Here is a 26,983-nt window from a genome sequence, read left to right as displayed (position 1 = left end):
GATTTTAACTGTCTTGGAAGCCTTGCAATTATTTAAAACGAGCGTATAAATATATTTGAAATTATGACTAAGGATGCCTTATGAGCCAACCTCTTATCCACTTTGCACCGGCAAATGGCTTTCCAGGCGGCAGTTATCGCAGTCTTTTCAAGCCACTGGAAGCCAGCTACCGGGTTGTCAGCCTGGATCGCCTGGGTCATCACCCAGGTTATCCGGTGGGTCACAACTGGCAGAGCCTGGCCAGTGAATTGCTGGAACACCTGGATGACCACTGCGGTCAGGAACCGGTTATCGGTGTCGGCCATTCTCTGGGTGGTGTCGTCACCTATCTGGCCGCTCTGCAGGCCCCGGCAAGATTTCAGCAACTGATTCTGCTCGACCCCCCTCTGATGACCGGGTTGGATAGCCTGGGTTTAAAACTCGCCAAACGTCTGGGCTTTATTGACCGGGTCACTCCGGCGGGCATCACCCGGGGTCGACGCAGCACCTGGCCCGACAAGGAAGCAGCCAGAGAGTATTTCCAAAGCAAAAAGCTCTTCCATCGTTTTCACCCTCAGGCTTTGGCCGATTATGTGGAGGCCGGTACCGAAGCAGACCCTCAACAGGGTGTGCGGCTACGCTTTCAACCCAGAATTGAAGTCGCTATTTTTCGCAATCTGGCCGACCATCTTACCGGTAGCCATAAAAAACTCCAGGTCCCCGTCAGTTTGATCCGAGGCAGGGAAAGTGACCTGGTCACGGTCAACAGAGAAAGAAAAATGCGTAAGATGGGCTTTGCCTGCTACCAGGTGCCGGGTGGGCATATGTTCCCACTGGAAAACCCCGAAGCGACCCGGCATACCCTGTTGCAAGCCATCACAACCAGGGATTAGCCTAATGGCTGTTTCTCAGCTCTGGCTGTGTACTTTCAAAAACCGCGCCGCCTGACGCACACTGGAGGCGGCCTGGGGCAGATAACGGTAGAGCAGTTGCCAGACATGTGGCATCCAGGCCATTTCCTTGATTTCAGCGGAACCACCGGCATCCTGCACACCTCTGACCAGACGCCGGGCATCATCCAGCAGTATCTCCTGCAGACTGACTTGAACCGACAAGGGAGCCAGACCGGAGAGATCACCCAGTAAAGGGGAAATATCCGGGCTATCCAGGGGTTTCTTGTTGGCATATATTTCTGCAAAAGCACGCAGCTGAACCTTGTTCAACAAGGGGTCGGTCGCCGAGTTCATGTCCATGGATGGACTCGAACAGGTCAGATCCACCCAGGGTGAAAGCAGAATACAGGCCGCCGGCTGGTGTTTCTGTTCCTGCTTGAGCTTTTGCATCAGGGCGATGGCCAACCCGCCTCCCGCTGAATCACCCGCCAGGGTCATGCGCGTGGCATCGACACCCTGTTCAAGCAACCACTCATAAGCAGCCAGAGCATCTTCCAGGCCGCTGGGCCAGGGGTAATCCGGAGCCAGGCGATAGTCCACGACCAACACCTTGGCGTCAGCATGGCGCGCAAAAGCAATCGCCAGTTCACGATGGGTATCCAAAGAGCCCAGTGCAAAACCACCGCCATGCAAATACAGAAGGTAACGCTGGGTATGGCTGTCTTTCAAACTCAGCAACTCGGCATTACGACCCCCGATCTCCAATTCCAGACGCTCCACATCATGTGGCACCCGGCTGTTGGCGTTGAGTTCGTTGAGATAGTCACGCAGCAGGCGACACTGGCTGGCCAGAACCTGGCGATTGACCAGATCAACCCCCTGTTGCATGGCTGCCAGTGGCCAGAGCATTTCATTCCACATGGCGATTTGCCTCGGATTGGTAGGGATCAGTATCCACACCTTCACTGGCTGGCCAGTCAGCAAAAGGAAAGGGTTTGTTGTTGCTGTTGAAGGTCAGGTAACGAAAAATCTGATAGGCATAAAGACTGAGCTGGGAACCCAGAGCTAGCAATTGCTCCTGGGGTTTACCCGTGACCAGGCGAAACACCACCTGCACCAGAACAACACCAATAATGATCAGCTCGGTTAATTTCCAGGCCAGAAAGAATAGCAACATAAAAGGCAAACGAAGCCAGTAGTTTTCATCCTTCAGTTTTTCTTTGAACGAATCCGGCGGTGTGGCCATGCTTCAGTCTCCCTATTGAGTGGAAATACGCGTGACTTTCTGTGCCGATTTAAGCACTTCATCACGTGGCAAGACAAATTCAACATCCGTACTCTGCTCATTGCCCATCATGGAACCGGCCACTTCCCTCGGGTTGTGGTTTTCAAACAGCACCAGATAAAGAGCCTGAACCAGGGGCATATAGATACCCAGAGCATCAGCCTGGGCCTTGACCAGGCGTACAGTGTTCACCCCTTCAGCCACCTGACCCAGAGACTCTACCACTTCGGTGAGGCTTTTACCTTCCCCAAGAGCCTGGCCCACACGATAGTTGCGAGACAAAGGCGAAGAGCAGGTTACGATCAGGTCACCAACCCCGGCCAGGCCCAGAAAGGTCATGGGGTTGGCTCCCAGGCTGACAGCAAAGCGGCTCATTTCAGCCAGGGCACGGGTCATCAACATGCTGCGGGTGTTTTCACCCATCCCCAGGGAGGCCGCCATACCGGCTGCAATGGCATAAATATTTTTCAGGGCTCCGCCCAGTTCGGCGCCATAAATATCCGTGTTCGCGTAAACCCGGAAAAAATCATTGCCCAGAACCTGTTGCACTCTGGCTCGGGTCAGATCATCGGCACTCGCAATCACCGTACCTGTCAGCTGTTTTTGCGCCAGCTCACTGGCCAGGTTGGGGCCGGAGAGTACACCCAGGTGCTGAAAGCCGGTAATTTCGGCCATCAGCTGACTCATCAATTTAAAGCCTTTTTCTTCAAAGCCCTTGGTTGTACTGACCAGAATCTGCTCAGGCTTCAAAAAAGGTTTGGCCTGCTCCAGTACCTGAGCAAAGCCTTTGCTGGGAATCGCCAGAAATACCAGTTCCGCCTCGGCCAGTGCCTCTTCCAGCGAGCTGGTTGCCTTCACACAGGCAGGCAACTGTAAATCCGGCATGTACTTGGAGTTGCAATGCTTCTGGTTAATTTCTGCAGCCAGTTGAGGGTTTCGAACCCACAGGCGTGTTGGATATCCATTACCCGCAATAATCGAGGTCAAGGCCGTACCAAAGCTGCCACCACCAATTACTGCAACCGTTAAACCTGCTGTCATGGAATGCCTTACAATAGATAGAGTTCAATAAATTAATGACCATCTTCTATTGTAACGTATTTGACAGCTTTGCAAGTAAAGAGCTGCAACAAGGGTTCAGGAAGAACAGGACAAGGGCAGGCACTGCTGATGGGCAGGAGGGGATTCCAGATCGCCCGGTTGCTTGCCATCCGGGGTAAAGGGATGACGAAACACGGCCAGTAACCGCTTCACTTCACTGAAATCACCCTCTTCTGCTGCCGTGATGGCCTGCTGAAGCAAGTGAGTGCGTGGCAACACGCAGGGATTGACGGCTTCCAGCTCCCGGCAACGCTGCTGGGGACTCGCAAAGTAAGTGTCCACTTGGTTTTGCCAGGAACTCATCCAGGCTTCCACCTGCTGCGCTGTAACACCCGGGCCACCGGCTTTCAGCAAGGTTTCGGCGGCCTGCAGCTGACCTTCAGCCAGCAGACGCAACAAACGCGTCCAGTCAACGCGGCTGTTCTCACACAACCTCAGAAAATCCTGCAACAGGGGCCAGTCAGTAACCGGATTCACGCCCAGGCGTGTTGCCAGTGATTGTCGATACTGCTTTTGAAATAATTCCGGAAAGCGATTCAAACTGGCTTTCAAGCCCTCGGCCGCAGTCAACCCGGACAAGGCCTGGGCAAAGCAGGCCAGATTCCAGTGCACAATTTGTGGCTGACGGTCAAAAGCATAGCGCCCCTGATCATCACTGTGATTACCGATATAGCCGGGTTGATAAAAGTCCAGAAAGGCAAAAGGGCCGTAATCCAGCGTTTCCCCCAGAAGAGACATGTTATCGGTATTCAGGACACCATGACAAAAACCGTAAGCCTGCCATAGAGCCACCAGAGAAGCGGTACGCTCCTGCACTTCATCAAACAGGGCCAGTGCCGGATCGGGGTGATCCAGAAGGTGGGGGTAAAGGTTGTCCAGGGTAAATTTCAACAGTGTTTCCAGGCCCTGTTGATCCTGTTGGTAATAAAAATGCTCAAAATGCCCAAAACGCAAATGGCTGGGGGTGATACGCAGAAGAGTCGCTCCCGGCTCCAACTGTTCACGGCGAATGGCTTCACCGGTCACGCACACCGCCAGGGCCCGTGTTGTGGGAATGCCCAGGTAGTGCAGGGCTTCACTGCCCAGAAACTCACGGATACTGGAGCGCAACACGGCACGGCCATCACCAAAACGGGAAAAAGCCGTCTGCCCGGCCCCCTTGAGATGCACTTCCCAGTGCTGACCCTGCGGGTTGGTGATTTCACCCAAGAGCAGGCCGCGTCCATCACCCAGATCCGGGTTGTAATAGCCGAATTGATGACCTGCGTATTTCATGGCCAGTGGCTCACTGCCCCGGAGTTGCAGGTGGCCTGTCATCCAGTTGGTCAGTTGTTCCTCATCCAGCTCACAGGGATTTATTCCCAGCAGGCTTGCCACCTCCGGGTTCAGGGCAACCAGGGTGGCTGGCTTTTTCAGGGATTGCGGTGACTTGCGCTGATAAAAATGCTCAGGCAGTTGCCCGTAACGGTTGCTAAACGTCAGTGAATTCAGTGCGGATGACATACAGCTTCTCCCGGCCAATAACCCAGTATTTTACTAGGTTATTGACCGGTTACCAGTCTTGATCCGTCAATTATTCGGATATTTCCTGGTGATAGCTCTCCATGGCCTGATCGATGCCCCTGGAATTGCTCTGGATCAAGCCAATGATTTCATTCACATAGGCTTGACGCCTTTCCGAGTAGCGGATAAGACCGGGAGCCAGATCAACACCACTTGGCGTCTTTCCTTCGGCCAGAATTTCCTGCCTGAGGTTGCGTAGATCCCGATAGGCCCGGTGCGTGTTGATGTTGCGCAGGTAGCTGCGCACACTGGCCTGAATTGTGGAAAACAGACGAACCTCATGGTTCATGTCCGGTGTGCGTCTTTCCGGAACCAGACCGCAGCCCTCAGTGAAACACCACTGGCCAAACAGGTTGTTGCCCTGCTGCGCAAAACGCGAGGTTCCCCAGGCTGATTCTTTGGCCCCCTGCATTAATACCAGATCAGGGGGCACCGGCATGACTCTTTTGAAAATCTTTGCCCAGTCTTCTTCACTGGCGGGCCAGTCCACCCGATAGTAGTCAAAGGTTGCCTCCAGAAAGTTTTCATCCCTGGGTGCCAGTTCAATGCCCTCCTGCAAAGCCTGATGGGCTTTTTCCAGTTGCTCCCGCTGCCAGGCAATATACTTGTTTTCATAAACCACCAAAGGCACCAGAGACGAAAAGAAAGCTTCCTTGCGCCAGGGAATATGACTGATCTGGCTGTAATCCGGCATCCTGTCCAAAGGGTCAGGGGCTTCCGCCTGAAAAGTCTCCAGCAAGGGCCGGGGTGTCGGGTTGATCAGCTCTGCAAGCAGAGAGCCGAGGGCAACCAGGATGGAAACCAGAAGTAAACCTCGAAAAAACAGAGGTGGCTTTGTTGGGGCTGACATGCTGTATCCTTTTTTTAAAAAACAAAAACCCCAGGCTGTGCTGAGGTTTCCGGGAAGCGGGTACTACTCTGGGCGATCAGGTTACTTGAATATGCCAGGGTTCATAGCGAACACCGTAATTGTTGTCATTGGTGTAGCGTATCTGCACAAAACCCAGATCCTGCAGACGCTTGTAGACATCGGTTTCCGCAAAGTCGTCACTGAAGTTACGATAACCGAAACCCACCTTGCCAACATCAAAGTCCCCCACCGCATGGTAGGAATAACCGGGAGGGGCCAGAGAGCGTGAAGCCTTGGACATGTTGCCCGCAGACTGCTCAGCTTTGGCCAGGAAGAGGTGCATCTGCTTGACCATGCTGCGCACGCCTGAAGTCAACACCAGATCCTCACCCACGGCCTCACGGAGCTTCTCATAAAAGGCCAGGGATTTGCCCTGAAACAGCAGATGCCCGGTTCCCGACACCCGCTTCACATCTTTTTCGGGCAATCTCTGGGTCAGGCTAGCCATCACCTTTTCGCCATGAAAACCATATTCGCGGGCATCGGTATGGTAGAGCTCATCCAGAAATTCCAGTTCAGCCGGTGTAAAACGGCCTATCTCTGTGTAGTTATTGGCGTAACGCAGGGCATCGTCAAACGAAACCAGGTTGAAGTTACCGTGACCTATGAAACTCTGCATGCGGTCAAGGCGTTGGTAGGCCTTGCGCATCGTGAGTCTTTTCTCTTCCGGGAGAAAGTAGTCGTCATCGAAAACACTTTCAAAATAACGGCTGCGCGTCTGGGCATCGGGTTTGTTGCTTCCCGATGTTTTTTCCACCGCTTTCTGGTGGACACGAGTCAAGGCCTGGCTCAATTCAGTCGGCAGGATATCCTCCATGCCCTGTTGCAGGTTCAAGGCAGCCCATTGCCCTTGAGCAGCCCCCATGCCAAAGCTTTCCGGAAGCTGTTTGGTCAGGTTGAGCTGTCTCAAGACCGAGCCGCTACCCAGTGCCACAAAGCCGCTCACTGACAGCGCTTTTAGAAGTGTTCTTCTTTCCACCCGTCTCTCCACTTCTTCCCATAGTTTTTTGCAATTAGGACAAACTTTACTAAGCTACAGGCCCTCTGTCCAGAAGAACCCGATCCCTTTCTATGGTATTTATTTATCAGCACTATAAATAATGCAAAAGCCCGGCATCTACCGGGCTTTTGTTATTTTAAGTTAAGTTAAAGTCAGTGATCAGTGACTGAGTTCCATCAGCAAACGGTTCAGCCGCTGCACAAACTGACCGGGATCTTCCAGGGTTTCCCCGGCAGCCAGGGCCGCCTGATCGCAAAGCACCTGGGCCAGTTCACTGAAGCGTTCCTCTCTGCTTTCGCTTTCCAGGCGACCGATCAGGGGGTGCTCCGGGTTGATCTCCAGAATGGGCTTGGTGTCAGGCGCTTTTTGACCGGCCGCTTCCAGAATCTTGCGCATCTGCACACCCATATCATCCGCACCCAGTACCAGGACTGCGGGTGAGTCGGTCAGACGGGTTGATACTTTCACTTCACTGACGCGCTCATCCAGTGCCTTCTTGACGCGTTCAACCAGATCCTTTTTCTCTTCACTGGCCTTTTCCTGAGCTTTCTTGTCTTCTTCACTGTCCAGCTCACCCAGATCCAGATCGCCGCGGGCCACATCAACCATTTCCTTGCCGTCGAATTCATTGAGATGGCTCATCAGCCATTCATCAATGCGATCGGTCAAGAGCAGCACTTCGATGCCTTTCTTGCGGAACACTTCCAGGTGCGGGCTGGACTTAACCTGGGACAGACTTTCACCGATCAGGTAATAAATCTTGTCCTGACCTTCCTGCATGCGCTCAACATATTGCCCCAGGCTGACTTGCTGTTCACTGTTCTGCGTGGAGCTGAAGCGTAGCAGACCGGCAATTTTTTCCCGGTTGGCAAAATCTTCGCCTGGCCCTTCTTTCAATACCTGACCAAACTCTTTCCAGAATTCCTGGTATTTCTCGTCATCCTTGGAGAGTTTTTCCAGCATCGACAGAACACGCTTGGTCAGTGCTGACTTCATGCTGTCGATCTGTGGGTTTTGCTGCAGGATCTCACGCGAGATATTCAAAGGCAGATCGGAAGAGTCAATCACACCCTTGATAAAACGCAGGTAGAGCGGCAGGAATTGCTCGGCATTATCCAGAATGAAGACGCGCTGTACATAAAGCTTGAGTCCACGCGGTGCTTCGCGCTGGTAGAGATCAAAAGGAGCGCGTTTGGGCACATACAGCAGCGAAGTGTATTCCTGCTTGCCTTCAACCTTGTTGTGGCTCCAGGTCAGAGGATCTTCAAAGTCATGCGCCACATGCTTGTAGAATTCCTTGTACTCCTCTTCGGTGATATCCGTTTTGGCGCGGGTCCAGAGGGCATTGGCCTTGTTGACGGTTTCCCATTCCTGGGTGCCTTCTTCACCCTCTTTCTCTTCGGTTTCTTTCAATAACTGGATGGGCAGGCCTATGTGATCCGAGTATTTCTGGATGACATTACGCAGGCGGAAGCCATTGGCATATTCCTTGGCGTCCTCTTTGAGCTTCAGGGTAATACGCGTGCCCCGACCGGCTTTCTCAACGGGCTCAATGGTGAACTCACCGTCCCCGGTGGAAACCCAGCGTACCCCGTCAGCCAGAGCGGCTCCGGCTTTGCGAGTTTCCACGGTCACTTCCTCGGCAACAATAAAGGCCGAATAAAAACCCACACCAAACTGACCGATCAGGCTGGAGTCTTTTTTCTCGTCACCGGTCAGTTGCTTGAGAAATTCGGAGGTGCCTGAGCGGGCAATGGTGCCCAGGTTGGCGATCACATCGTCCCTGTCCATACCAATGCCGTTATCTTCCAGGGTGATGCTATTGGCCTTTTCATCAAAGCTGATCTGCACCTTGAGATCAGGGTCTTCTTCCAGCAGCGCCGGATGTTTGATGGCCTGAAAGCGCAACTTGTCGCAAGCATCGGATGCGTTGGAAATGAGCTCACGCAGAAAGATTTCACGATTGGAATAAAGGGCATGCACCATCAGGTGCAACAGTTGCTTGACTTCGGTTTGAAATCCTAGGGTTTGTTTTTCCGCCTGACTCATCTAACGAACTCCTGAACGACTTGAGGGTTAATCTAAAAGGATGTTCGTAATATGGGGACAGGCGTTGGGATTTCAAGGCTGAATCATCATTCGTTAGGCCAGACCAGATGCGCACGCGCCAGGGCGACGGGCTGCTCCTGCTGCTCACCCTGCCAGGCGGTGACTGAGACGTTAACCACCCGCTTACCCAAACGCCCGACCTGACAAGAAGCCAGGGTGGTTTTGAGACCCGCCGAGCGCAGGTAATCAATCGAAAAATCGATCACCTTGGGCACCCTCTGACCGCCTGAGTAGGCCATGACATTCAATATCGCCGCTGTTTCCATAAAACCGGCCAGTACCCCACCGTGTAAGGCAGGCAACAAAGGGTTACCGACATTATCGGCCTTGCTGGCCAGCTCAAAAACCAGCCCCTTGTCAGCCTCCAGAGCGGTCACACCCAGAAGCTGGGCATAGGGTATCTTATCAAACCAGCTGTTGACCTCATCAGCAGACAAACGCTGCCCCAGCTGAGCCGTTTGCAGATCACTTTCATTCATTTAGCCGACTCCTGCCCGAAAAGACGTTCCGCAAAACCCTTGGGGGTTCGTTCAGGGCCCAGACGCATAAAGGTTCCTGTTCCCTTGGCAATGGGCAGATCCTCTTCCTGCCAGATTAAACCTTCGGTAAACACTATCTGACGTGCCTGACGGGTCACCCAGGCCCGACAATATATGGTCTGGCTTGCCCTGGCAGCCCGGTAGTGATCCATACGCAAATCAATCGTGGGGCAGACCTCCGGTTCCGGCAGGCCCAGAATTGCGGCTGAACCGCAGGCAGTATCCATGAGCACACTCAGGACACCGCCATGAATCAATTCTTTTTCGGCATTGCCCATAAAGCTTGGATCACCCTGCAACGACAGAGTCACCCCTTCTTCCGTAACATCTTCAGCCTGCATGTTCAGGGCCTTGCAGTGTGGAATCAGGGTCATGAACCGCCGGATTCCGATCAGCTTTTGCTGGTTGGTCATAGTCATCACTCAATCCAAACACTTGTTTGATAAGCTTACCCTTTACAGGCTTGCAGGAAAAGGGCTGTGCAGAATTAAACGAAAGCATTAAAATAAGAAAATCCTTAAATAAACCAACTGGGAGCCAGGTATGCTTTTTCCTGCCCGTTATGCACGCTATGTTTTCTCCTTCGTCATGTCCATTTACATGGTCACCATCATGACTTTTGTGATTACCATTGTTAATACCGGAATGAGTGATGGCTTTGCAGGTCGCTGGTGGCAGGCTTTTTACATTGCCTGGCCGATTGCTTTTGTGCTGATTCTGATCGGCGCCCCCCGCTTGCAGGTACTGGCCACCAAGCTGATCAAAAAAGCCCCCCAGACAGAACCAGAGTCCAAGTAGCTGGCAAATTTGTATTTAGCGCCTAAACTTCAAGCTAGTCATTAAAAAAGAGGTAGAGTATGAAGCTTTATGGATCCCTGACCTCACCCTATGTGCGCAGATTGCGAATCTGGCTTGAACATACCGATTATGAGTTTGTGGCCCTGGACATTTTTTCCCCGGAAGGCCGTAAAACGCTGGAAGCGGTCAGTCCGGCCCGCAAAATCCCTTTACTCAAACTGGGTAAAGACACGGTTTATGATTCACGGATGATATTCAACTACCTGAATAGAAAACTGCAAAGAGAAACGCTGGATCTGGATGATGAGAATGCTCTGACCCTGATTGATGAAGCCAATCAGGCGTTTGTCCATCTCTTTCTGCTGTCCAAGTCAGGTATTGATGTCCAGCAGGATGCACTTTACTTCAACCTCCAGCGTGAACGCATCAGCAACCTGATGCTGCATCTTGAGGGGATGGTAGCGGCCGGACACTTTAAACAGTGGAATTACCCGGCTATTTGCCTTTATTGCCTCCTGGACTGGGTTGACTTCAGGGAACTCGATCAGCTTGACTCCACACCGGCACTGAAAGACTTTCGTGATCATCACTTAAGTCATGAGTATGTTAAAAAAACCGACCCCAGATTAAACACCTGAAATTAAAAAACCGCCTGCTCTTAAAAAGAACAGGCGGTTTTACAGGATTCAACCAGCCGATCTTACCAGCTAGTCACTTCCTTCAGAGCATCACCGATTTCTGCCAGCGAGCGCACGGTTTTAACACCGGCCGCTTCCAAAGCAGCAAACTTCTCATCAGCTGTACCCTTACCGCCAGCAATGATCGCACCGGCGTGGCCCATGCGCTTACCAGCAGGTGCCGTGACACCAGCAATGTAAGAAACTACAGGCTTGGTGACATTATCCTTGATGAAAGCAGCCGCTTCTTCTTCGGCAGAACCACCGATTTCACCAATCATAACGATGGCTTCAGTCTGGGGATCTTCCTGGAAGAGTTTCAGTACGTCGATGAAGCTGGAACCGGGGATAGGATCACCACCGATACCCACACAGGTGGACTGACCAAAACCGTGATCAGTTGTCTGCTTGACAGCTTCATAAGTCAGGGTGCCGGAACGGGATACGATACCGACTTTGCCTGGCTTGTGAATGTGACCGGGCATGATGCCGATCTTGCACTCACCAGGAGTGATTACACCTGGGCAGTTAGGACCAATCAGGGTCACACCCAGCTCATCACACTTGACCTTGGCATCCAGCATATCCAGGGTAGGAATGCCTTCAGTGATGGTCACGATCAGTTTGATGCCGGCATTGGCCGCTTCCAGGATGGAGTCCTTGCAAAAGGGTGCAGGAACATAAATCACAGAAGCTTCAGCACCTGTTGTTTCGACCGCTTCTTTCACAGTGTTGAAAACAGGCAGGCCCAGGTGAGTGGTACCACCCTTGCCAGGTGTGACGCCACCGACCATTTTGGTGCCGTAAGCAATCGCTTGTTCAGAGTGAAAAGTGCCCTGACCACCAGTGAAGCCCTGGCAGATGACTTTGGTGTCTTTATTGATTAGTACGCTCATTACTTGCCCTCCGCCGCTTTAACAACTTGCTGAGCTGCATCTGTCAGACTGGTGGCGGCAATGATGTTCAAGCCACTTTCAGCCAGTTTCTTGGAGCCCAGTTCTGCATTGTTGCCTTCCAGGCGGACAACCACAGGCACTTTAACGCCAACCTGTTCAACCGCGCCGATAATACCTTCAGCGATCATGTCACAACGCACGATACCACCAAAGATGTTAACCAGTACGGCTTTGACATTGCTGTCAGACAGGATGATTTTGAACGCTTCAGCAACGCGCTCTTTGGTCGCACCGCCACCCACATCGAGGAAGTTGGCAGGCTGACCGTTATGCAGATTAACAATGTCCATGGTGCCCATGGCCAGACCGGCACCATTAACCATGCAGCCGATGTTGCCATCCAGAGCAACATAGTTCAGCTCCCATTTGGCAGCATTGGCTTCACGCTCATCTTCCTGGGAAGGATCACGCATTTCCTGCAGATCCTTGTGACGGTAAAGGGCATTACCATCAATCACGACCTTGGCATCCAGGCAGTGCAGGTTGCCTTCGTCAGTGATGACCAGCGGGTTGATTTCCAGCAGAGCCAGATCTTTTTCTTCAAAAAGCTTGGCAAGACCCAGGAAAATCTTGGTGAACTGCTTGATCTGGACAGCGTTCAGGCCCAGTTTAAAGCCAATTTCACGCGCCTGATAAGGCTGTGCACCCACCAGAGGATCAATGGTGGCCTTGAGAATTTTCTCGGGAGTTTCTTCTGCAACCTTCTCGATTTCCACGCCGCCTTCGGTGGAAGCCATGAAAACAATACGGCCACTGGCACGATCAAGAACGGCACCCAGGTAGAGTTCCTGAGCAATGTCGGTGCAGCTTTCAACCAGAATCTTGCTGACGGGCTGACCGTTTTTATCTGTCTGGTAGGTCACCAGGTTCTTGCCCAGCCATTGCTTGGCAAAATCTGAAGCTTCTTGAGCTGATTTGATCAGCTTGACGCCGCCCGCTTTACCGCGGCCACCAGCGTGTACCTGGGCCTTGACGACCCACATGTTACCACCGATTTTCTGACAGGCTTCAGCAGCTGCTTCCGGAGTATCTACTGCAAAACCGGTGGAAACTGGAAGACCGTAATCGGCGAAAAGTTTTTTTCCCTGATATTCGTGCAGGTTCATAAGTACTATGCCGTCTTTTGTCTGTTACTTACTTTGATGATATCCGGCCTCTTGTGGTGGTAGCCACTGAAGCCGAACATCCCCCGTGAACCAGTCGGTCAGACCGGCTCACCTCGAAGCGCATCTGATTTATTTGCGCTTTTTCTTATTGGGCATATGGATGGCATGACCATCCACAGCCAATGCTGCTTCATGAACTGCTTCGGACAGTGTTGGGTGTGCGAAGCAGGTCAGAGCCAGATCCTCTGCAGAAGAAGCAAACTCCATGGCAATGACGCCATTATGGATCATTTCACCTGCATTCTGACCGAAAATATGCATGCCCAGAACACGATCCGTTTCTTCATGAGCCAGAATTTTTACCATACCTTCAGTACAGTTATTGGCCATGGCGCGACCGATTGCCGAGAAGGGGAAAACACCGGACTTGTAAGGCGTACCGGCCGCTTTCAGTTCTTCTTCGGTTTTACCCACCCAGGCTACTTCAGGGAAGGTATAGATGACGTTGGGAATGGCATCATAGTTCATTTCCGGTTTGTGTCCGGCAATGATATCCGCAACCATCACCCCTTCTTCGGATGACTTGTGGGCCAGCATGGGACCCCGAACCACATCACCGATGGCATAAACGCCTGGGACTTCAGTGCGGCACTGGTCGTCAACAAAGATAAAACCGCGTTCATCCAGAGAAACCCCGGAATCATCAGCCAGAACACCCTCGGTGTAAGGCTTGCGACCCACACAGACCACCAGTTTGTCAAAGGTCTTCTTGTGCTCACCTTTGGCGTCCGTAAAGGTTACTTCAACCTCTTTGCCCTTGACCTCGGTTGAGGTGACACGAGCACCCAGCTCAATGTTCAGACCCTGTTTGGTCATGGACTTCTTGACGTCCTTGGCCACCTGCTGGTCAACAGCAGACAGGAAACTGTCCATGGCTTCAAAAACCGTGACTTCCGAACCCAGACGTTTCCAGACCGAGCCCAGTTCCAGGCCGATCACACCGCCACCGATCACACCCAGACGCTTGGGTGTTTCCGTGATTTCCAGAGCACCGGTGGAATCCAGAATGACGCCTTCGGTCAGAGGGGCAGAAGGAATGTTAACGGGTACGGAACCGGATGCAATGATCACATTGTCCGCTTCCAGAACCTGGGTTTTGCCGTCATGACTGGTCACTTCAACTTTTTTGCCAGCCAGCAGCTTACCGGTGCCTTCCACAGAAGTCACACCATTGGCCATGAACAAACCCGCAATGCCGCCGGTCAGCTGGGTAACGATCTTGTCCTTGCGGGCCACCATTTTTTTGACGTCCATTTTGACGTCTTTGGTTTCAATACCAAAATCCGCAAAATCATGCTTGGCTTCATGGTATTTGTGGGAAGCTTCCAGCAGTGCCTTGGAAGGAATGCAGCCGACATTCAGGCAGGTGCCGCCCAGAACCGGTTTGCCTTCCTTGCTGATCCACTTTTCCACACAAGCTGTTTTCAGACCCAGTTGCGCGGCACGTATGGCTGCCACATAGCCACCAGGGCCGGAGCCGATTACCACTACATCATATTTATCAGACATATATCTTTTCCTGTCTTGAGGGTGTCAGGAGAGTTCGGTTCAAAACTGAATTACACATCCAGCAGTATGCGTGCAGGATCTTCCAGCAATTCCTTGATCGTCACCAGGAACTGGACTGCATCCTTACCATCAATCATGCGGTGATCGTAAGACAGGGCCAGGTACATCATGGGACGAATTTCAACCTGTCCATTCACAGCCATGGGGCGTTCCTGAATTTTGTGCATCCCCAGAATAGCCGTTTGCGGGGGGTTCAGAATCGGTGTGGACATCAGGGAACCAAAGATACCGCCATTGGTGATGGTGAAGGTACCACCCTGCAAGTCATCAATACCGATTTTTCCTTCGCGGCCACGCTTGCCGAAATCAGCAATCGTGCTTTCAATATCAGCCAGGTTCATGCTGTCGCAATCCCGCAGTACAGGAACCATCAAACCTCGTGAGGTGGAAACGGCAACACCGATATCCTGGTAGGCATGATAAACGATATCTGTGCCATCAATCGAGGCATTGACATCAGGGAAGCGCTTCAGGGCTTCGGTTGCGGCCTTGACGAAGAAGGACATAAAACCAAGGCGAGTGCCGTCGTGACGCTTCTCAAACTGCTCCTTGTACTTCTTGCGCAGCTCCATCACCGGCTTCATGTCAACTTCGTTGTAGGTCGTCAACATGGCTGCAGTCTGTTGAGCCTGTACCAGACGCTTGGCAATGGTCTGGCGCATACGGCTCATGGGCACACGTTTTTCAACTTTTTCACCGGCAGCCACCTGAACCTGAGGTGCAGCAGGTGCAGGAGCAGGCTTGCTGCCCGCGCCGGAAATGGCTTTCTGGACGTCTTCCTTGGTGATCAAACCACCCTTGCCGGAACCCTGCACTTGGGACAGGTCAACATCTTTCTCATTGGCCAGTTTGCGAGCCGCTGGAGCCACTTTTTCGTCGCCTGAAGTCTGGGCAGCACTGGTTTCCTTGCTTTCTGCAGCAGCAGGCTTCTCTTCAGCAGCCGGTTTGGCGGCCGGAGCAGCACCTTCCTTGATTTTACCCAGCAACTGGTCGGATTCGACGGTGTCACCTTCATTGGCCAGAATTTCTTCCAGAACACCATCCGCAGAAGCCGGAACTTCCAGAACCACTTTATCGGTCTCGATATCAACCAGGATTTCATCACGCTCAACCGCTTCACCGGGTTGTTTGTGCCAAGTCGCGACCGTACCCTCTGCTACTGACTCGGGAAAAGTTGGAGCTTTAATCTCAATAGCCATGTTATACCCTTTCCTAACTTATTCTAATGACCCAGCCGAAGCTGGGTTAAATGGAGTTGATTGACTGCATCAAGCGCCCAGGGCGTCTTGAACCAGTTTATTCTGCTGCTCAACATGCACACTTGCATAACCACAGGCAGGAGCAGCAGAAGCCGGACGGCCAGCAAATTTGAGCTGATTCGCCAGGTCTCCGTTGAGCTTGGCCAGAACATTGCGCATATGATGCTGGCTTGAATACCAGGCGCCCTGATTTTGCGGTTCTTCCTGACACCAGACAGCCTGTTCAAGGTTACTGTACTGGGCCAGTTCGGCTTCCAGGTCTTCTTCAGGGAAGGGGTACAGCTGTTCAATGCGAACAATGGCTGTATCCTCAAGACCCTGTTCGTTGCGTTTGGCGGCCAGATCGTAGTACACCTTGCCACCACAAAGCACAACCCGCTTCACCTTCTTGGGATCCAGTGAGTTCTGATCACCAATAACCGGCATGAAGGAACCATTGGCCAGGTCTTCCAGTGAGGAAGTTGCATCCTTGTGGCGCAACAGGCTTTTGGGTGACATGACCACGAGTGGCTTACGCAACGGACGCAGTACCTGACGACGCAGCAGATGGAAGATCTGGGCTGGCGTGGTCGGCGTACAAACCTGAATATTATGCTCTGCACAGAGTTGCAGGTAGCGTTCCAGACGCGCAGAAGAGTGCTCCGGCCCCTGCCCTTCATAGCCATGAGGCAACAGCATGGTCAAACCACAGAGGCGTCCCCACTTGGTTTCCCCGGAAGAAATAAACTGATCCATGACCACCTGGGCACCATTGGCAAAGTCACCAAACTGGGCTTCCCAGATCACCAGTGCATTGGGCATGGTGGTGGAGTAGCCATACTCAAAGGCCAGCACGGCTTCTTCAGAGAGGAAAGAATCATGAATGACAAAGGGAGGCTGGTCCTTTTTGATGTTCTGCAAAGGCACAAACACCTTGCCATCGTTAAAGTCATGCAATACCGCATGACGGTGCGAGAAGGTGCCGCGACCGACATCCTGACCGGTGATGCGGATGGGGTGGTTGGCATCAATCAGCGTGGCATAGGACAGCATCTCGGCAAAGCCCCAGTTGATGGCCATACCGCCGGCCAGCATCTTGCGCCTGTCTTCGTAGATCTTGGCAACCTGGCGCTGAGTCTGAAAGCCTTCAGGCACTTCACACATTTTCACTGCCAGTTCCTGCAGATGCTTCATATCCACACTGGTGTCGTAGCGGGTCGTCCACTCATGGCCCAGGTAGGGTGACCAGTCAACAAAGAGTTCCTTGTTGGGCTCCTTGACCAGCGAGTTGGCGACATGTTCACCGTTATCCAGGGCATCCCGGTAGTCACTGACCAGTTGTTTATCATCTTCCGCTGTAATGACTTGCTCTTCCACCAGCTTCTTGGCGTAAAGCTTGCGCGTGGTGGGATGCTTGGAAATTTTCTTGTACATCACCGGCTGGGTGCCGGAAGGCTCATCCGCTTCGTTATGACCACGACGACGGTAGCAAACCAGATCAATCACCACATCCTTCTTGAACTGCATGCGGTAATCCACTGCAACCTGGGTGACGTGCAACACAGCTTCAGGGTCATCGCCATTGACGTGGAAGATGGGGGTTGAAACCATTTTCGCAGCATCAGTGCAATACTCAGAAGAACGGGTGTCTTCAGGCTTGGAAGTCGTGAAACCCACCTGGTTGTTGATCACGATATGAATCGTGCCGCCCGTCTTGTAGGCACGGGTCTGGGACATCTGGAAGGTTTCCATGACCACGCCCTGACCGGCAAAAGCAGCATCACCATGAATCGAAATGGGAAGAACCATCTTGCCTTCCGAATCTTCACGACGATCCTGGCGAGCGCGCACCGAACCCTCAACCACCGGGGAAACAATTTCCAGGTGTGAAGGGTTGAAAGCCAGCGCCAGATGAACCTCACCACCGGAAGTCATGACATTGGATGAAAAACCCTGGTGATATTTAACGTCACCGGAACCTTCAGAAACCATTTTCTTGCCGTCAAACTCATCAAAGAGTTCGGATGGGTTTTTGCCCAGGATGTTAACCAGCGTATTCAGGCGGCCCCGGTGAGCCATGCCGATCACGATTTCCTTGACGCCATAGGAACCGGAACGTTGGATGATTTCATCCATCATGGGTATATAGGATTCGCCACCTTCCAGACCAAAACGCTTGGTGCCGGGGTATTTGGAGGCCAGGTAGTTTTCCAGGCCTTCTGCAGCGGTCAGCCTTTCCAGCAGGTGTTTACGCACTTCCTGGCTGTAATCCGGCTTTGAGCGAACTGACTCAAAACGCTGCTGCAGCCAACGCTTTTCCTCTGTATCCACGATGTGCATGAACTCGGCACCAATCGTGGAGCAATAGGTCTGCTTGACTGCATCATGAATTTCGCGAAGGGTTGTCTTTTCCTTACCGATGAAAAGTGACCCTGTCTGATACTCCTCATCCAGATCTTCTTTACCCAACTGATGGAAGTGCAGGTCAAGATCGGCAATCGGCTTTCTTTCACGCAACTCCAGGGGATCGATATCCGCCTGCTGGTGACCACGAAAGCGAAAAGCATTGATCATCTGCAATACCTTAACCTGCTTTTTATCATGCAGATTGTCGGTACTCATTCCAGGCACGGCCGATTTACGCTGACGGCTTAACTGTGAGAAGTGATCACGGATAGGAGAGAGGGGAAGGTCTTGTGCTGGTGCACCTTCCGGACGGGGGAGCTTGTTGAAATAATCACGCCATTGCTCCGGTACGGCGTTAGGATCGTTGAGATACTCTTCGTAGAGCTCTTCGATGAAGTGGATGTTGCCCCCAAATGTATGGGAGGTATTCCACATAAACTCCATGCTGCCTTCTTGCATCTGTTATCACCCTGCATAGAAGGGGAGTTTATCCGCAGCGACCGCTGAGTCACTTTTTAAACTCAGTTCCCCTGGCCGTCACGAACAAACGGGGAAAACCCGTATCCCCTGATGGTTACTTTATTTAGTGTGAAGCCGGTGGATCACACCGGCTTCAGCAGCACTATTGTACCCGACTGGTAGAAAAACGACAGTACCGGTACGGGGTTTTATCCACGACTTTCGGTGCATACACCCTTGAATGAACAAGGGTGACTGCCATCAGGTCGCGTTTGACAGGAGCATATCGCGGATATGACCGATTGCACGAGTCGGGTTGAGGCCCTTGGGGCAAACAGCAACACAGTTCATGATACCGCGGCAACGGAACACGCTGAAAGGATCATCCAGCTCGGACAGGCGCTCACGGGTTGCGGTGTCACGGCTATCGATCAGGAAGCGGTAAGCCTGCAGCAAGCCGGAGGGCCCGACAAACTTGTCAGGATTCCACCAGAAGGAAGGACAAGCTGTAGAACAGCAGGCACAGAGGATGCACTCATAGAGACCATCCAGCTTGTCGCGCTCTTCAGGCGACTGCAGCCGCTCAATCGCGGGAGCCGGTGTATCATTGATCAGGTAAGGCTGAATGCGCTCATACTGTTCATAGAAGAGCGACATGTCCACGACCAGATCACGAATCACAGGCAAACCGGGCAGAGGACGCAGGATCAGCTTGTTGTTCTTGACCACTTCAGAAATCGGAGTGATGCAAGCCAGGCCGTTTTTGCCATTCATGTTCATTCCGTCAGAGCCACACACCCCTTCGCGGCAGGAACGGCGATAAGCCATACCACTGTCTTTTTCTTTGACCAGGTGCAGAACGTCCAACACCATCAGGTCTTTGCCCTGGGTGTCGATTTCAAAGTCCTTCATGTAAGGCGCTTTGTCTGTCTCTGGGTTGTAACGATATACAGATACCTGAAGCATCTTTACTCTCCCAACATCGAATTCTGATTAGTAAGTACGAACTTTTGGCTCAAAGTGCTTCAGCAGGTCACCCTGAATCAGCTTGGGAGCCATGTTGACATCGCGCTTACCGAGAGTTTTGGTGGTTGGCATATACACAGAATGCTTCAGCCAGTTGGCATCATCACGCTCGGTGTAGTCATTACGGCTGTGGGCACCACGGCTTTCACGACGCTCATAGGCAGAAATAGCAGTTGCTTCAGCCACCTCCAGCAGGTTGTCCAACTCCAGAGCTTCAATACGCGCAGTATTGAAAGCCTGACTCTTGTCTTCCAGGTGCGCATTACCAATCCGCTCACGCAGATCCTTCAGCTGGGCAATGCCCTTCTCCATGTATTGACCATCACGGAAAACACCGAAGTAGTTCTGCATGCACTCTTGCAATTCTGCACGCAGTGCAGGAATGGACTCGCCACCGGTGGATTCGTTCCAGCGGTTCATGCGCGCCAGGGAAGCATCCAGATCAGACTGGGAAGCTTCATCATACTCAATACCCTGATCCAGAGCTTTTTCGATGTACTGACCGGCAGCACGACCGAAGACCACCAGATCCAGCAGAGAGTTACCACCCAGACGGTTGGCACCGTGCACGGAGACACAGGCTGCTTCACCACAGGCAAACAGACCGTTGATGATCTGGTCTTTACCTTCGTCATCCACTGTAATCGCCTGACCGTGGATATTGGTGGGAATACCGCCCATCATGTAGTGACAGGTTGGCACCACAGGAATCGGAGCCTTGACCGGATCCACATGAGCAAAGGTCTTGGACAGTTCAAGAATACCGGGCAGACGCTTGTTGAGAACCTCTTCACCCAGGTGATCCAGCTTCAGGAAGACGTGATCGCCCTTCTCACCGGCACCGCGACCTTCCAGAATTTCCAGAACCATGGAGCGAGCCACAACATCACGACCGGCCAGATCTTTGGCATTCGGCGCGTAACGCTCCATGAAGCGCTCACCGTCTTTGTTGATCAGGTAACCGCCTTCACCGCGACAACCTTCAGTGACCAGCGTACCCGCACCCCAGATACCGGTGGGGTGGAACTGCCACATTTCCATATCCTGCATGGCAAAACCGGCACGCAGTGCCATACCGATACCGTCACCGGTGTTGATCAGGGCATTGGTGGTGGAGGCATAAATGCGACCTGCACCGCCGGTGGCCAGAACAGTTGCCTTGGCTTTGACAAAAATGGTTTCGCCGGTTTCGATGCAGACAGCAATACAGCCCACCACATCATTGTTGGCATTTTTCACCAGATCAACGGCATACCATTCATTCAGAAAGGTGGTGCCATTTTTGATATTGCCTTGATACAGGGTATGCAGAAGGGCATGACCGGTACGGTCAGCTGCGGCACAGGTACGTGATGCCTGACCACCTTTACCGAAATCCTTGGACTGACCACCGAAAGGACGCTGATAAATGCGGCCCTGTTCTGTGCGGGAAAAAGGCAGGCCCATGTGCTCCAGTTCAAAAACCGCTTTGGGTCCCTCGTTACACATGTATTCGATCGCGTCCTGGTCACCGATGTAATCGGAACCCTTGACGGTATCGTACATGTGCCAACGCCAATCATCATTGGGATCATCAGAAGCAATGGCACAGGTAATACCACCCTGGGCAGAAACCGTATGTGAACGCGTCGGGAAAACCTTGGAGATCACCGCTGTTTTACGACCGGATTGCGCCAGCTGCAAACCGGCACGCAGGCCTGAACCACCACCACCAACAATGATGGCATCAAACTCAAGAGTACGAAGTGCTGACATGGATTAAACTCCCCACAAAAGTTGAACGCCCCAGACCACAAAGGCAAACAACGCCAGGGCCACGACTGCCTGGAACACCAGGCGTACACCGGTTGCTTTCATATAGTCAGTGGATACAGTCCAGAGACCGATCCAGGCATGGGCAGCCAGGGACAGCAGGGCCAGCAAGCTGAAAATACGCATCCAGGTAGACTGAAAGAGACCGGTCCAGGCCAGGTAATCCAGATTGGAGGCACCCAGGAAAAAGCCCAACATAAACAGGGTGTAAGCCAGCAGAATAACGGCAGTCACGCGCTGCATCAGCCAGTCGGACAGGCCACTACGGCCGAAACTTGTGATATTGGTTACCATACCCAGACTCCTGCCAGCAGAATTAGAACCACAGAGATGACCACAACGGCCTGAGACATTTTTTGTCCCCCTTCCAGGGTGACACCAATGTCCAGATCCATGATCAAGTGTTTGACACCGGCCACACAGTGGTATGCCAAAGCAGACAACAGACCCCACAGCACAAATTTAGCCAGAAAGTTCTGTTGCAATACGGTTTTGACGCTTTCAAAGCCTTCTGGTGAAGACAGGGATACATCCAGCGCCCAAAACATAAAGATAAGGCCAACGAACATGATCACACCGGTAATCCGGTGAGCAATCGATGTCAGCGCAGGCAAAGGTAGTTTTATCGTCGATAGATCGAGGTTTACAGGTCTTTTGCTATTCACGGCTCTACACACTCTTATGTGCTTGCACGGGTTACCCCGGCAACAAGCGATTATTTTCGGAAGCACTCATCAGTCAATTCAGACAAGCCAAATTCACTTACTGCAGCACTTCACCCCCTGGTGCAGGTCGATGATTATAGGAACCCCTAATTGCTTACGCAATCTAACCAAAGGTTGTGCGCTGCATCAAAATAAGCGAATCTAATCACCTGCCGTTAAGCAGGAAGGTCGCATTCTAACAACCCGAGTGCGAATTACCCTAGGCATTTAGCGTAATTGACAAGTTTTTCAACCCTTCTATAGTGGTGCCACTTCAGTTTTCAGTTGCGCAAGTGAGATACAAAATAAATAAGGAGGCCTTATGGCTGACAAGAAAGCAGTACTGACCGTTGATGGTCTTGAGCAGAGCATCGAATTTCCCGTACTTACCGGTTCTCAGGGGCCAGATGTTGTTGACGTGCGCGGCCTTGGTGCCCACGGCGTCTTCACTTATGACCCCGGCTTCATGGCCACCGCTTCCTGCGAATCCAAAATCACCTATATTGATGGCGGCCAGGGTATTCTTCTGCACCGGGGCTACCCCATCGACCAGTTGGCAGATCACGCTGATTATATTGAGCTGTGCTACCTGCTGCTCAATGGCGAGCTTCCTACACCGGCCCAACGCGACAAGTTTGAAAACACCATCCGCCGCCACACCATGGTGCATGAGCAACTGACCCAGTTCTTCAAGGGCTTCCGTCGTGATGCCCACCCCATGGCGGTTATGTGTGGTGTAGTGGGTGCCCTGTCCGCTTTTTATCATGAGGCCATGGATATCAGCGATGCTTATCATCGCGAGGTGTCTGCGCATCGTCTGATTGCCAAAATGCCGACCATTGCCGCCATGTGTTACAAGTATTCCATCGGCCAGCCTTTTGTTTATCCCCGCAATGACCTTTCCTATGCAGAAAACTTCCTGCACATGATGTTTGCAACCCCTTGCGAGGAGTACAAGGTTAATCCGATTTTTGCCAAGGCAATGGATCGCATCTTCATGCTGCATGCTGATCATGAACAGAATGCTTCCACTTCAACCGTACGTCTGGCTGGCTCCACTGGCGCCAACCCCTTCGCCTGTATTGCTGCCGGTATTGCCGCTCTCTGGGGCCCTGCACACGGTGGTGCCAATGAAGCCGTACTCAACATGCTGGATGAAATCGGTGATGAATCCGAAGAAAACATCCAGCGGTTTGTCGACAAGGCCAAGGATAAAAACGATCCCTTCAAGCTGATGGGCTTCGGTCACCGCGTCTATCGCAACTTTGACCCTCGCGCCAAGGTTATGAAGAAAACCTGTGATGAGGTTCTGGAAGAGCTGGGCATGGCAGACGATCCACAGCTGAAGATTGCCAAGCGTCTGGAAGAAATTGCCCTGGAAGACGACTACTTCAAGGAACGCAAGCTCTACCCCAATGTCGACTTCTATTCCGGCATCATCCTCAAGGCCATCGGCATTCCCACCAATATGTTCACGGCCATTTTTGCCCTGAGCCGCACCATTGGCTGGATTTCCCACTGGAATGAAATGATCAGCAATGATTACAAAATCGGTCGCCCCCGTCAGTTGTACACAGGCGCACCGCAACGGGATTATCCTGTCAAATAAGCCATCACCAGCAAAACCAAGGCTGCTTCGGCAGCCTTTTTTGTACCCTGCCCACAATTAATACTGAGCTATAATTGTTCTTAGCTCAGGCAAGCGTCATAATACCGTCTTTTAACCAACAATTTCTTGGAGCTTGCCATGACAGCAAACAAAAACCTGGCTTTTATCGGCTTGGGTGTTATGGGTGCCCCCATGGCCAGTCACCTGGTTCAAGCCGGGCATCAGGTCTGCGTTTACAATCGCACTTCCAGTAAAGCTCAGGATTGGCTGGATCAGCATCCGGGTCAGAGTTTTGCCGTCAGTCCTGCCAAGGCAGCGGCAGAAGCCGATATAGTACTGCTCTGCGTCGGCAATGATGACGATGTGCGTGAAGTCATGACAGGCGAAGAAGGCATCCTGAAAACCCTTAAGCCGGGCAGCTTGGTTATTGACCACACCACTGCCTCTGCCACCCTTGCTGAAGAGATGGCCGACGCCTGCAACCAGAAACAGATTGATTTTCTGGATGCTCCGGTGTCCGGTGGTCAGCAGGGTGCAGAAAAGGGCCAACTGACCATCATGGTGGGCGGTGAAAAAGCTGCTTTTGAGCGCGGCCTGCCCCTGATGGAGCTGTTTGCCAAAGCCGTCACCCATATGGGGCCGACCGGAAGTGGGCAAATGACCAAAATGGTCAATCAAATCTGTATTGCCGGGCTGGTGCAGGCCCTGTCAGAAGGCCTGAATTTTGCTGACCGGGCTGGCTTGGACCAACAAAAAGTGATTGATGTCATCAGTCAAGGTGCCGCGGGTTCCTGGCAAATGAGCAACCGTCACCAAACCATGATTGCCAATGAATACGAGCATGGCTTTGCTGTCGACTGGATGCGCAAGGATCTGGCCATTTGCCTGCACCAGGCCAGAGAATTCGGTGCCCAGCTGCCCATCACAGCCCTGGTTGATCAGTTTTATGCAGAAGTCCAGAATCTGGGCGGGGGCCGCTGGGATACTTCCAGCCTGCTCAAACGCCTCCAGGTACTGAGCGGTGATAAGTAACTGCTTTGCGTAGACTTGTTTATTTAAGTAATAATCAACGACTTAAGGCTTGATTTTGGTGTCAAAAAAAGCTATCAAAACATGTTTGATTAATACACCCTAACCAGGATTCATTTTGTGAGCACTACGGATACGGATACCAAACAGGCAGAAGCTGCAAACGAGAAGAAACCGGAAGGGCAATTAATCTCCACCCGGGAAGGGATCTATCGCCTCCTGAAAAGGCTGCAGAACAAGCACACTCCGCTCAAGCTGAACTTTGATGCCGTGGCTGACAAGTACACCAGCATGGTGGTATCCGTTAACTACAAGGAAGGTTACTTTTTACTGGATGAAGTCACCCCCCGCTGGGGCGACGACCTCATGGCCAAGGCCATCCCCTTCAGCTTTGAAAGCTACCATGATGGCTGCAAAATAAGCGCCAGCGAAGTTCAGGCCTCGGGAAGAGCCGTCAAGGATGGCGCCCCCATCTACAAGGTTGCCTTTCCCAAAAACCTGCATTTTCTGCAAAGGCGACAGTTTTACCGTGCTCCCATTCGCATGTCTCTGGAAATCAAGGTTCTGCTGGGCGTCAAAGAACCTCCCGAGAAGCGTGATGAGTATGACAACCTGATACCCCAGGACCCCACCTGGGAATATGAGGGCCTGCTACGCGACCTTTCGGCCCAGGGCTGCCAGGTGGATGTTGAAGGCGACCTTCAGGAAACCCTGGAAAAAAACACCCAGTTCGACACCTGCCATATCATCTTCCCCAATGGCGAGGTGATTGATTTGAGCATCATCGTTCGCCATGTCGGCTACGATGAAAAGAAGAAGGTCAGCAGCCTGGGCTGCCAGTTCACCAATATGGACCCCCAGAAAGATCAGAAGATTTCTTTTGTGGTGAATGAGTTGCAAAGGGACAATGCCCGCAATGCTTCAGGCAATGCAGGCAACACCGCACCCTCCGAGCTGTTTGAACCTGCAGAACCCGAAAAAGACAGCAAAAGCAAAAAAACCAAGGACAAAGAAAAAAAGGAGGCCGAGAAAGAAGAAGGTGTATCCGGCCTTCTGGATGTCAAGACAGCGCATCAACTGGCCGTGAAAGCGGTACGCACCCTGGTCACCCAGTTGCGCAACAAGGAACCCCTGGGTATCAAGCTGGCCTGGCAAGCAGCCGACCAGTTGCTGGCCGCTCTGGAAAGAGACCGTCAGGAGTTGATTCTTTACACACGGGTCAGAACCACAGGGCAATATCTGTTTGAACACTCGGTTAGTGTTGCCGTTCTTTTGGCCGACCAGACCCAATTCAATACCGCCAACCCCAAATCCCGTGACCAAAATTACCTGCGCAACATCATCTTTGCCGGGCTTTGCCATGATCTGGGCAAGGGCTTGATACCCGAGCGGATTATCGGCAAAACCAGCGACCTGACTGAACAGGAAGCCAAGGTGATGCACAAACATTCCCTGCTGACCCGGGAAATCCTATCGCGTCAACCAGGAACACCTGACCTGGCCCTGCAGATTGCCACCCAGAACTGTGAGCGTCTGGATGGCTCCGGTCATCCAGAGCGTCTCAAGGGGCTCTCCATGACTCCAGCAGGCAAACTGGCTGCCGTGATTGATGTCTTTGATGCCATGACCAACGGTCGTAGTTATCGGGCCGGTCTACCCCATGCCCTGGCCTTCAAACGCATCCTGGGCATGAGCAACCAATTGGATCAAGGCATGGCCCAGGAGCTGATCAAGAACCAGGGGATCTTCCCTATCGGCTCCTTGGTCGGATTTGCCAATGGGGATCTGGGTTTTGTTAAACGCCAGACCGACAACAAAACACCGGATATCGTTCGGCTGGCTTTCAACAAGAACACAGGACGCCCCCTGGCTCTACAGGACATCCAGGTGGGTTCCAGCAGCTCCTGGAAGAAGGTTGTTGGGCCTGAAGACCCTGCCAAATACAAGTTGAATAATGACCTGCTACTGCATGACATCTAGGTAACTCTACGCACTCTTATCCACATTATCTGTGGATAAAGGCGTGGAAAAGGGCTGAGAAAAGCGACCTGAGCAGGTTATCACCACCCCTGACACAGATTGTTCATAATTTAACCAACCCTTTGTCATGCCAATAAAAATCAATGAGTTAGCTCAGTAACAAAAACTAACTCAC

General features: G+C 52.3%; 24 protein-coding genes. 6 read left to right on the top strand and 18 right to left on the bottom strand.

Annotation, left to right across the window (positions count from 1 at the left end; translation table 11 throughout):
* Positions 1–80: 80 nt before the first annotated feature.
* Entirely contained in the window at positions 81–872 is a 792-nt protein-coding gene (locus LG323_RS01105; RefSeq protein ID WP_404418287.1) for an alpha/beta fold hydrolase, read from the top strand.
* A 15-nt stretch (positions 873–887) separates the two neighbouring features.
* Here LG323_RS01105 and LG323_RS01100 read toward each other — a convergent pair whose 3' ends face one another.
* The 9 genes from LG323_RS01100 to LG323_RS01060 form a co-directional block, all read right to left on the bottom strand.
* Positions 888–1,793, bottom strand: a complete 906-nt coding sequence (locus tag LG323_RS01100) for an alpha/beta hydrolase (RefSeq protein WP_310695562.1) — start codon at positions 1,791–1,793, stop codon at positions 888–890.
* Positions 1,783–2,118 carry a DUF4389 domain-containing protein gene (locus LG323_RS01095; RefSeq protein ID WP_310695563.1) on the bottom strand — a complete coding sequence of 112 codons (336 nt, stop codon included), beginning with the start codon at positions 2,116–2,118 and terminating at the stop codon, positions 1,783–1,785. Before LG323_RS01095 ends, LG323_RS01100 begins: the two co-directional genes overlap by 11 nt.
* A gap of 12 nt (positions 2,119–2,130) precedes the next feature.
* Positions 2,131–3,198, bottom strand: a complete 1,068-nt coding sequence (locus tag LG323_RS01090; protein ID WP_404418284.1) for an NAD(P)H-dependent glycerol-3-phosphate dehydrogenase — start codon at positions 3,196–3,198, stop codon at positions 2,131–2,133.
* Between the two features lie 96 nt (positions 3,199–3,294).
* Positions 3,295–4,761 carry a YdiU family protein gene (locus tag LG323_RS01085; protein WP_404418282.1) on the bottom strand — a complete coding sequence of 489 codons (1,467 nt, stop codon included), beginning with the start codon at positions 4,759–4,761 and terminating at the stop codon, positions 3,295–3,297.
* 70 nt (positions 4,762–4,831) lie between these two features.
* Positions 4,832–5,671 carry a glucosaminidase domain-containing protein gene (locus LG323_RS01080; RefSeq protein WP_404418280.1) on the bottom strand — a complete coding sequence of 280 codons (840 nt, stop codon included), beginning with the start codon at positions 5,669–5,671 and terminating at the stop codon, positions 4,832–4,834.
* A gap of 76 nt (positions 5,672–5,747) precedes the next feature.
* Positions 5,748–6,710: a D-alanyl-D-alanine carboxypeptidase family protein gene (locus tag LG323_RS01075; RefSeq protein ID WP_404418278.1), complete on the bottom strand. Its 963-nt coding sequence runs from the start codon at positions 6,708–6,710 to the stop codon at positions 5,748–5,750.
* A gap of 180 nt (positions 6,711–6,890) precedes the next feature.
* A complete protein-coding gene (htpG, locus tag LG323_RS01070) occupies positions 6,891–8,780 on the bottom strand; it encodes a molecular chaperone HtpG (protein WP_404418276.1) in 1,890 nt (629 codons plus the stop codon).
* Between the two features lie 86 nt (positions 8,781–8,866).
* Positions 8,867–9,319: a PaaI family thioesterase gene (locus LG323_RS01065; protein WP_404418274.1), complete on the bottom strand. Its 453-nt coding sequence runs from the start codon at positions 9,317–9,319 to the stop codon at positions 8,867–8,869.
* The gene (locus LG323_RS01060) at positions 9,316–9,798 is read right to left on the bottom strand and encodes a PaaI family thioesterase (protein WP_404418272.1); all 483 of its coding nucleotides are present in this window, start codon (positions 9,796–9,798) and stop codon (positions 9,316–9,318) included. Before LG323_RS01060 ends, LG323_RS01065 begins: the two co-directional genes overlap by 4 nt.
* 124 nt (positions 9,799–9,922) lie before the next feature.
* On the opposite strand from LG323_RS01060, the gene LG323_RS01055 reads away from it, so the two are divergent.
* Both LG323_RS01055 and LG323_RS01050 read left to right on the top strand, forming a co-directional pair.
* Positions 9,923–10,177: a DUF2798 domain-containing protein gene (locus LG323_RS01055; RefSeq protein WP_404418270.1), complete on the top strand. Its 255-nt coding sequence runs from the start codon at positions 9,923–9,925 to the stop codon at positions 10,175–10,177.
* 59 nt (positions 10,178–10,236) lie between these two features.
* Positions 10,237–10,815 (top strand): glutathione S-transferase family protein, encoded by a 579-nt coding sequence (locus LG323_RS01050; RefSeq protein WP_404418268.1) that lies wholly within the window; start codon positions 10,237–10,239, stop codon positions 10,813–10,815.
* Between the two features lie 62 nt (positions 10,816–10,877).
* Here the strand turns inward: LG323_RS01050 and sucD are convergent, their stop codons facing one another.
* From sucD to sdhC, 9 genes are all read right to left on the bottom strand, one after another.
* A complete protein-coding gene (gene sucD / locus LG323_RS01045; RefSeq protein WP_404418266.1) occupies positions 10,878–11,750 on the bottom strand; it encodes a succinate--CoA ligase subunit alpha in 873 nt (290 codons plus the stop codon).
* Positions 11,750–12,916: an ADP-forming succinate--CoA ligase subunit beta gene (gene sucC / locus LG323_RS01040; RefSeq protein ID WP_310695574.1), complete on the bottom strand. Its 1,167-nt coding sequence runs from the start codon at positions 12,914–12,916 to the stop codon at positions 11,750–11,752. The genes sucD and sucC overlap by 1 nt, the downstream gene beginning before the upstream one ends.
* 129 nt (positions 12,917–13,045) lie before the next feature.
* Complete coding sequence (gene lpdA / locus LG323_RS01035; protein WP_404418264.1) at positions 13,046–14,485, bottom strand: dihydrolipoyl dehydrogenase; 1,440 nt, start codon at positions 14,483–14,485, stop codon at positions 13,046–13,048.
* A gap of 50 nt (positions 14,486–14,535) precedes the next feature.
* Positions 14,536–15,744 carry a 2-oxoglutarate dehydrogenase complex dihydrolipoyllysine-residue succinyltransferase gene (gene odhB / locus LG323_RS01030; protein ID WP_404418262.1) on the bottom strand — a complete coding sequence of 403 codons (1,209 nt, stop codon included), beginning with the start codon at positions 15,742–15,744 and terminating at the stop codon, positions 14,536–14,538.
* Between the two features lie 69 nt (positions 15,745–15,813).
* A complete protein-coding gene (locus LG323_RS01025; protein ID WP_404418260.1) occupies positions 15,814–18,648 on the bottom strand; it encodes a 2-oxoglutarate dehydrogenase E1 component in 2,835 nt (944 codons plus the stop codon).
* A 261-nt stretch (positions 18,649–18,909) separates the two neighbouring features.
* A complete protein-coding gene (locus LG323_RS01020) occupies positions 18,910–19,614 on the bottom strand; it encodes a succinate dehydrogenase iron-sulfur subunit (RefSeq protein ID WP_310695578.1) in 705 nt (234 codons plus the stop codon).
* Positions 19,615–19,641: 27 nt separating this feature from the next.
* Complete coding sequence (gene sdhA / locus LG323_RS01015) at positions 19,642–21,429, bottom strand: succinate dehydrogenase flavoprotein subunit (protein ID WP_404418258.1); 1,788 nt, start codon at positions 21,427–21,429, stop codon at positions 19,642–19,644.
* Between the two features lie 3 nt (positions 21,430–21,432).
* A complete protein-coding gene (gene sdhD, locus LG323_RS01010; protein WP_404418256.1) occupies positions 21,433–21,780 on the bottom strand; it encodes a succinate dehydrogenase, hydrophobic membrane anchor protein in 348 nt (115 codons plus the stop codon).
* Positions 21,774–22,151, bottom strand: a complete 378-nt coding sequence (sdhC, locus tag LG323_RS01005) for a succinate dehydrogenase, cytochrome b556 subunit (RefSeq protein WP_404418254.1) — start codon at positions 22,149–22,151, stop codon at positions 21,774–21,776. Before sdhC ends, sdhD begins: the two co-directional genes overlap by 7 nt.
* 361 nt (positions 22,152–22,512) lie before the next feature.
* Here sdhC and gltA point away from each other — a divergent pair, with 361 nt between their 5' ends.
* From gltA to LG323_RS00990, 3 genes are all read left to right on the top strand, one after another.
* Positions 22,513–23,799, top strand: a complete 1,287-nt coding sequence (gltA, locus tag LG323_RS01000; RefSeq protein WP_404418252.1) for a citrate synthase — start codon at positions 22,513–22,515, stop codon at positions 23,797–23,799.
* A 138-nt stretch (positions 23,800–23,937) separates the two neighbouring features.
* Positions 23,938–24,831, top strand: a complete 894-nt coding sequence (locus LG323_RS00995; protein ID WP_404418250.1) for an NAD(P)-dependent oxidoreductase — start codon at positions 23,938–23,940, stop codon at positions 24,829–24,831.
* Between the two features lie 117 nt (positions 24,832–24,948).
* Positions 24,949–26,808 (top strand): HD domain-containing phosphohydrolase, encoded by a 1,860-nt coding sequence (locus tag LG323_RS00990; RefSeq protein ID WP_404418249.1) that lies wholly within the window; start codon positions 24,949–24,951, stop codon positions 26,806–26,808.
* Positions 26,809–26,983: the final 175 nt, after the last annotated feature.

It is taken from the genome of Marinospirillum sp. (assembly GCF_044810985.1).
GTDB lineage: Bacteria > Pseudomonadota > Gammaproteobacteria > Pseudomonadales > Halomonadaceae > Marinospirillum.
This window is presented reverse-complemented; position numbering and strand designations above follow the sequence as displayed.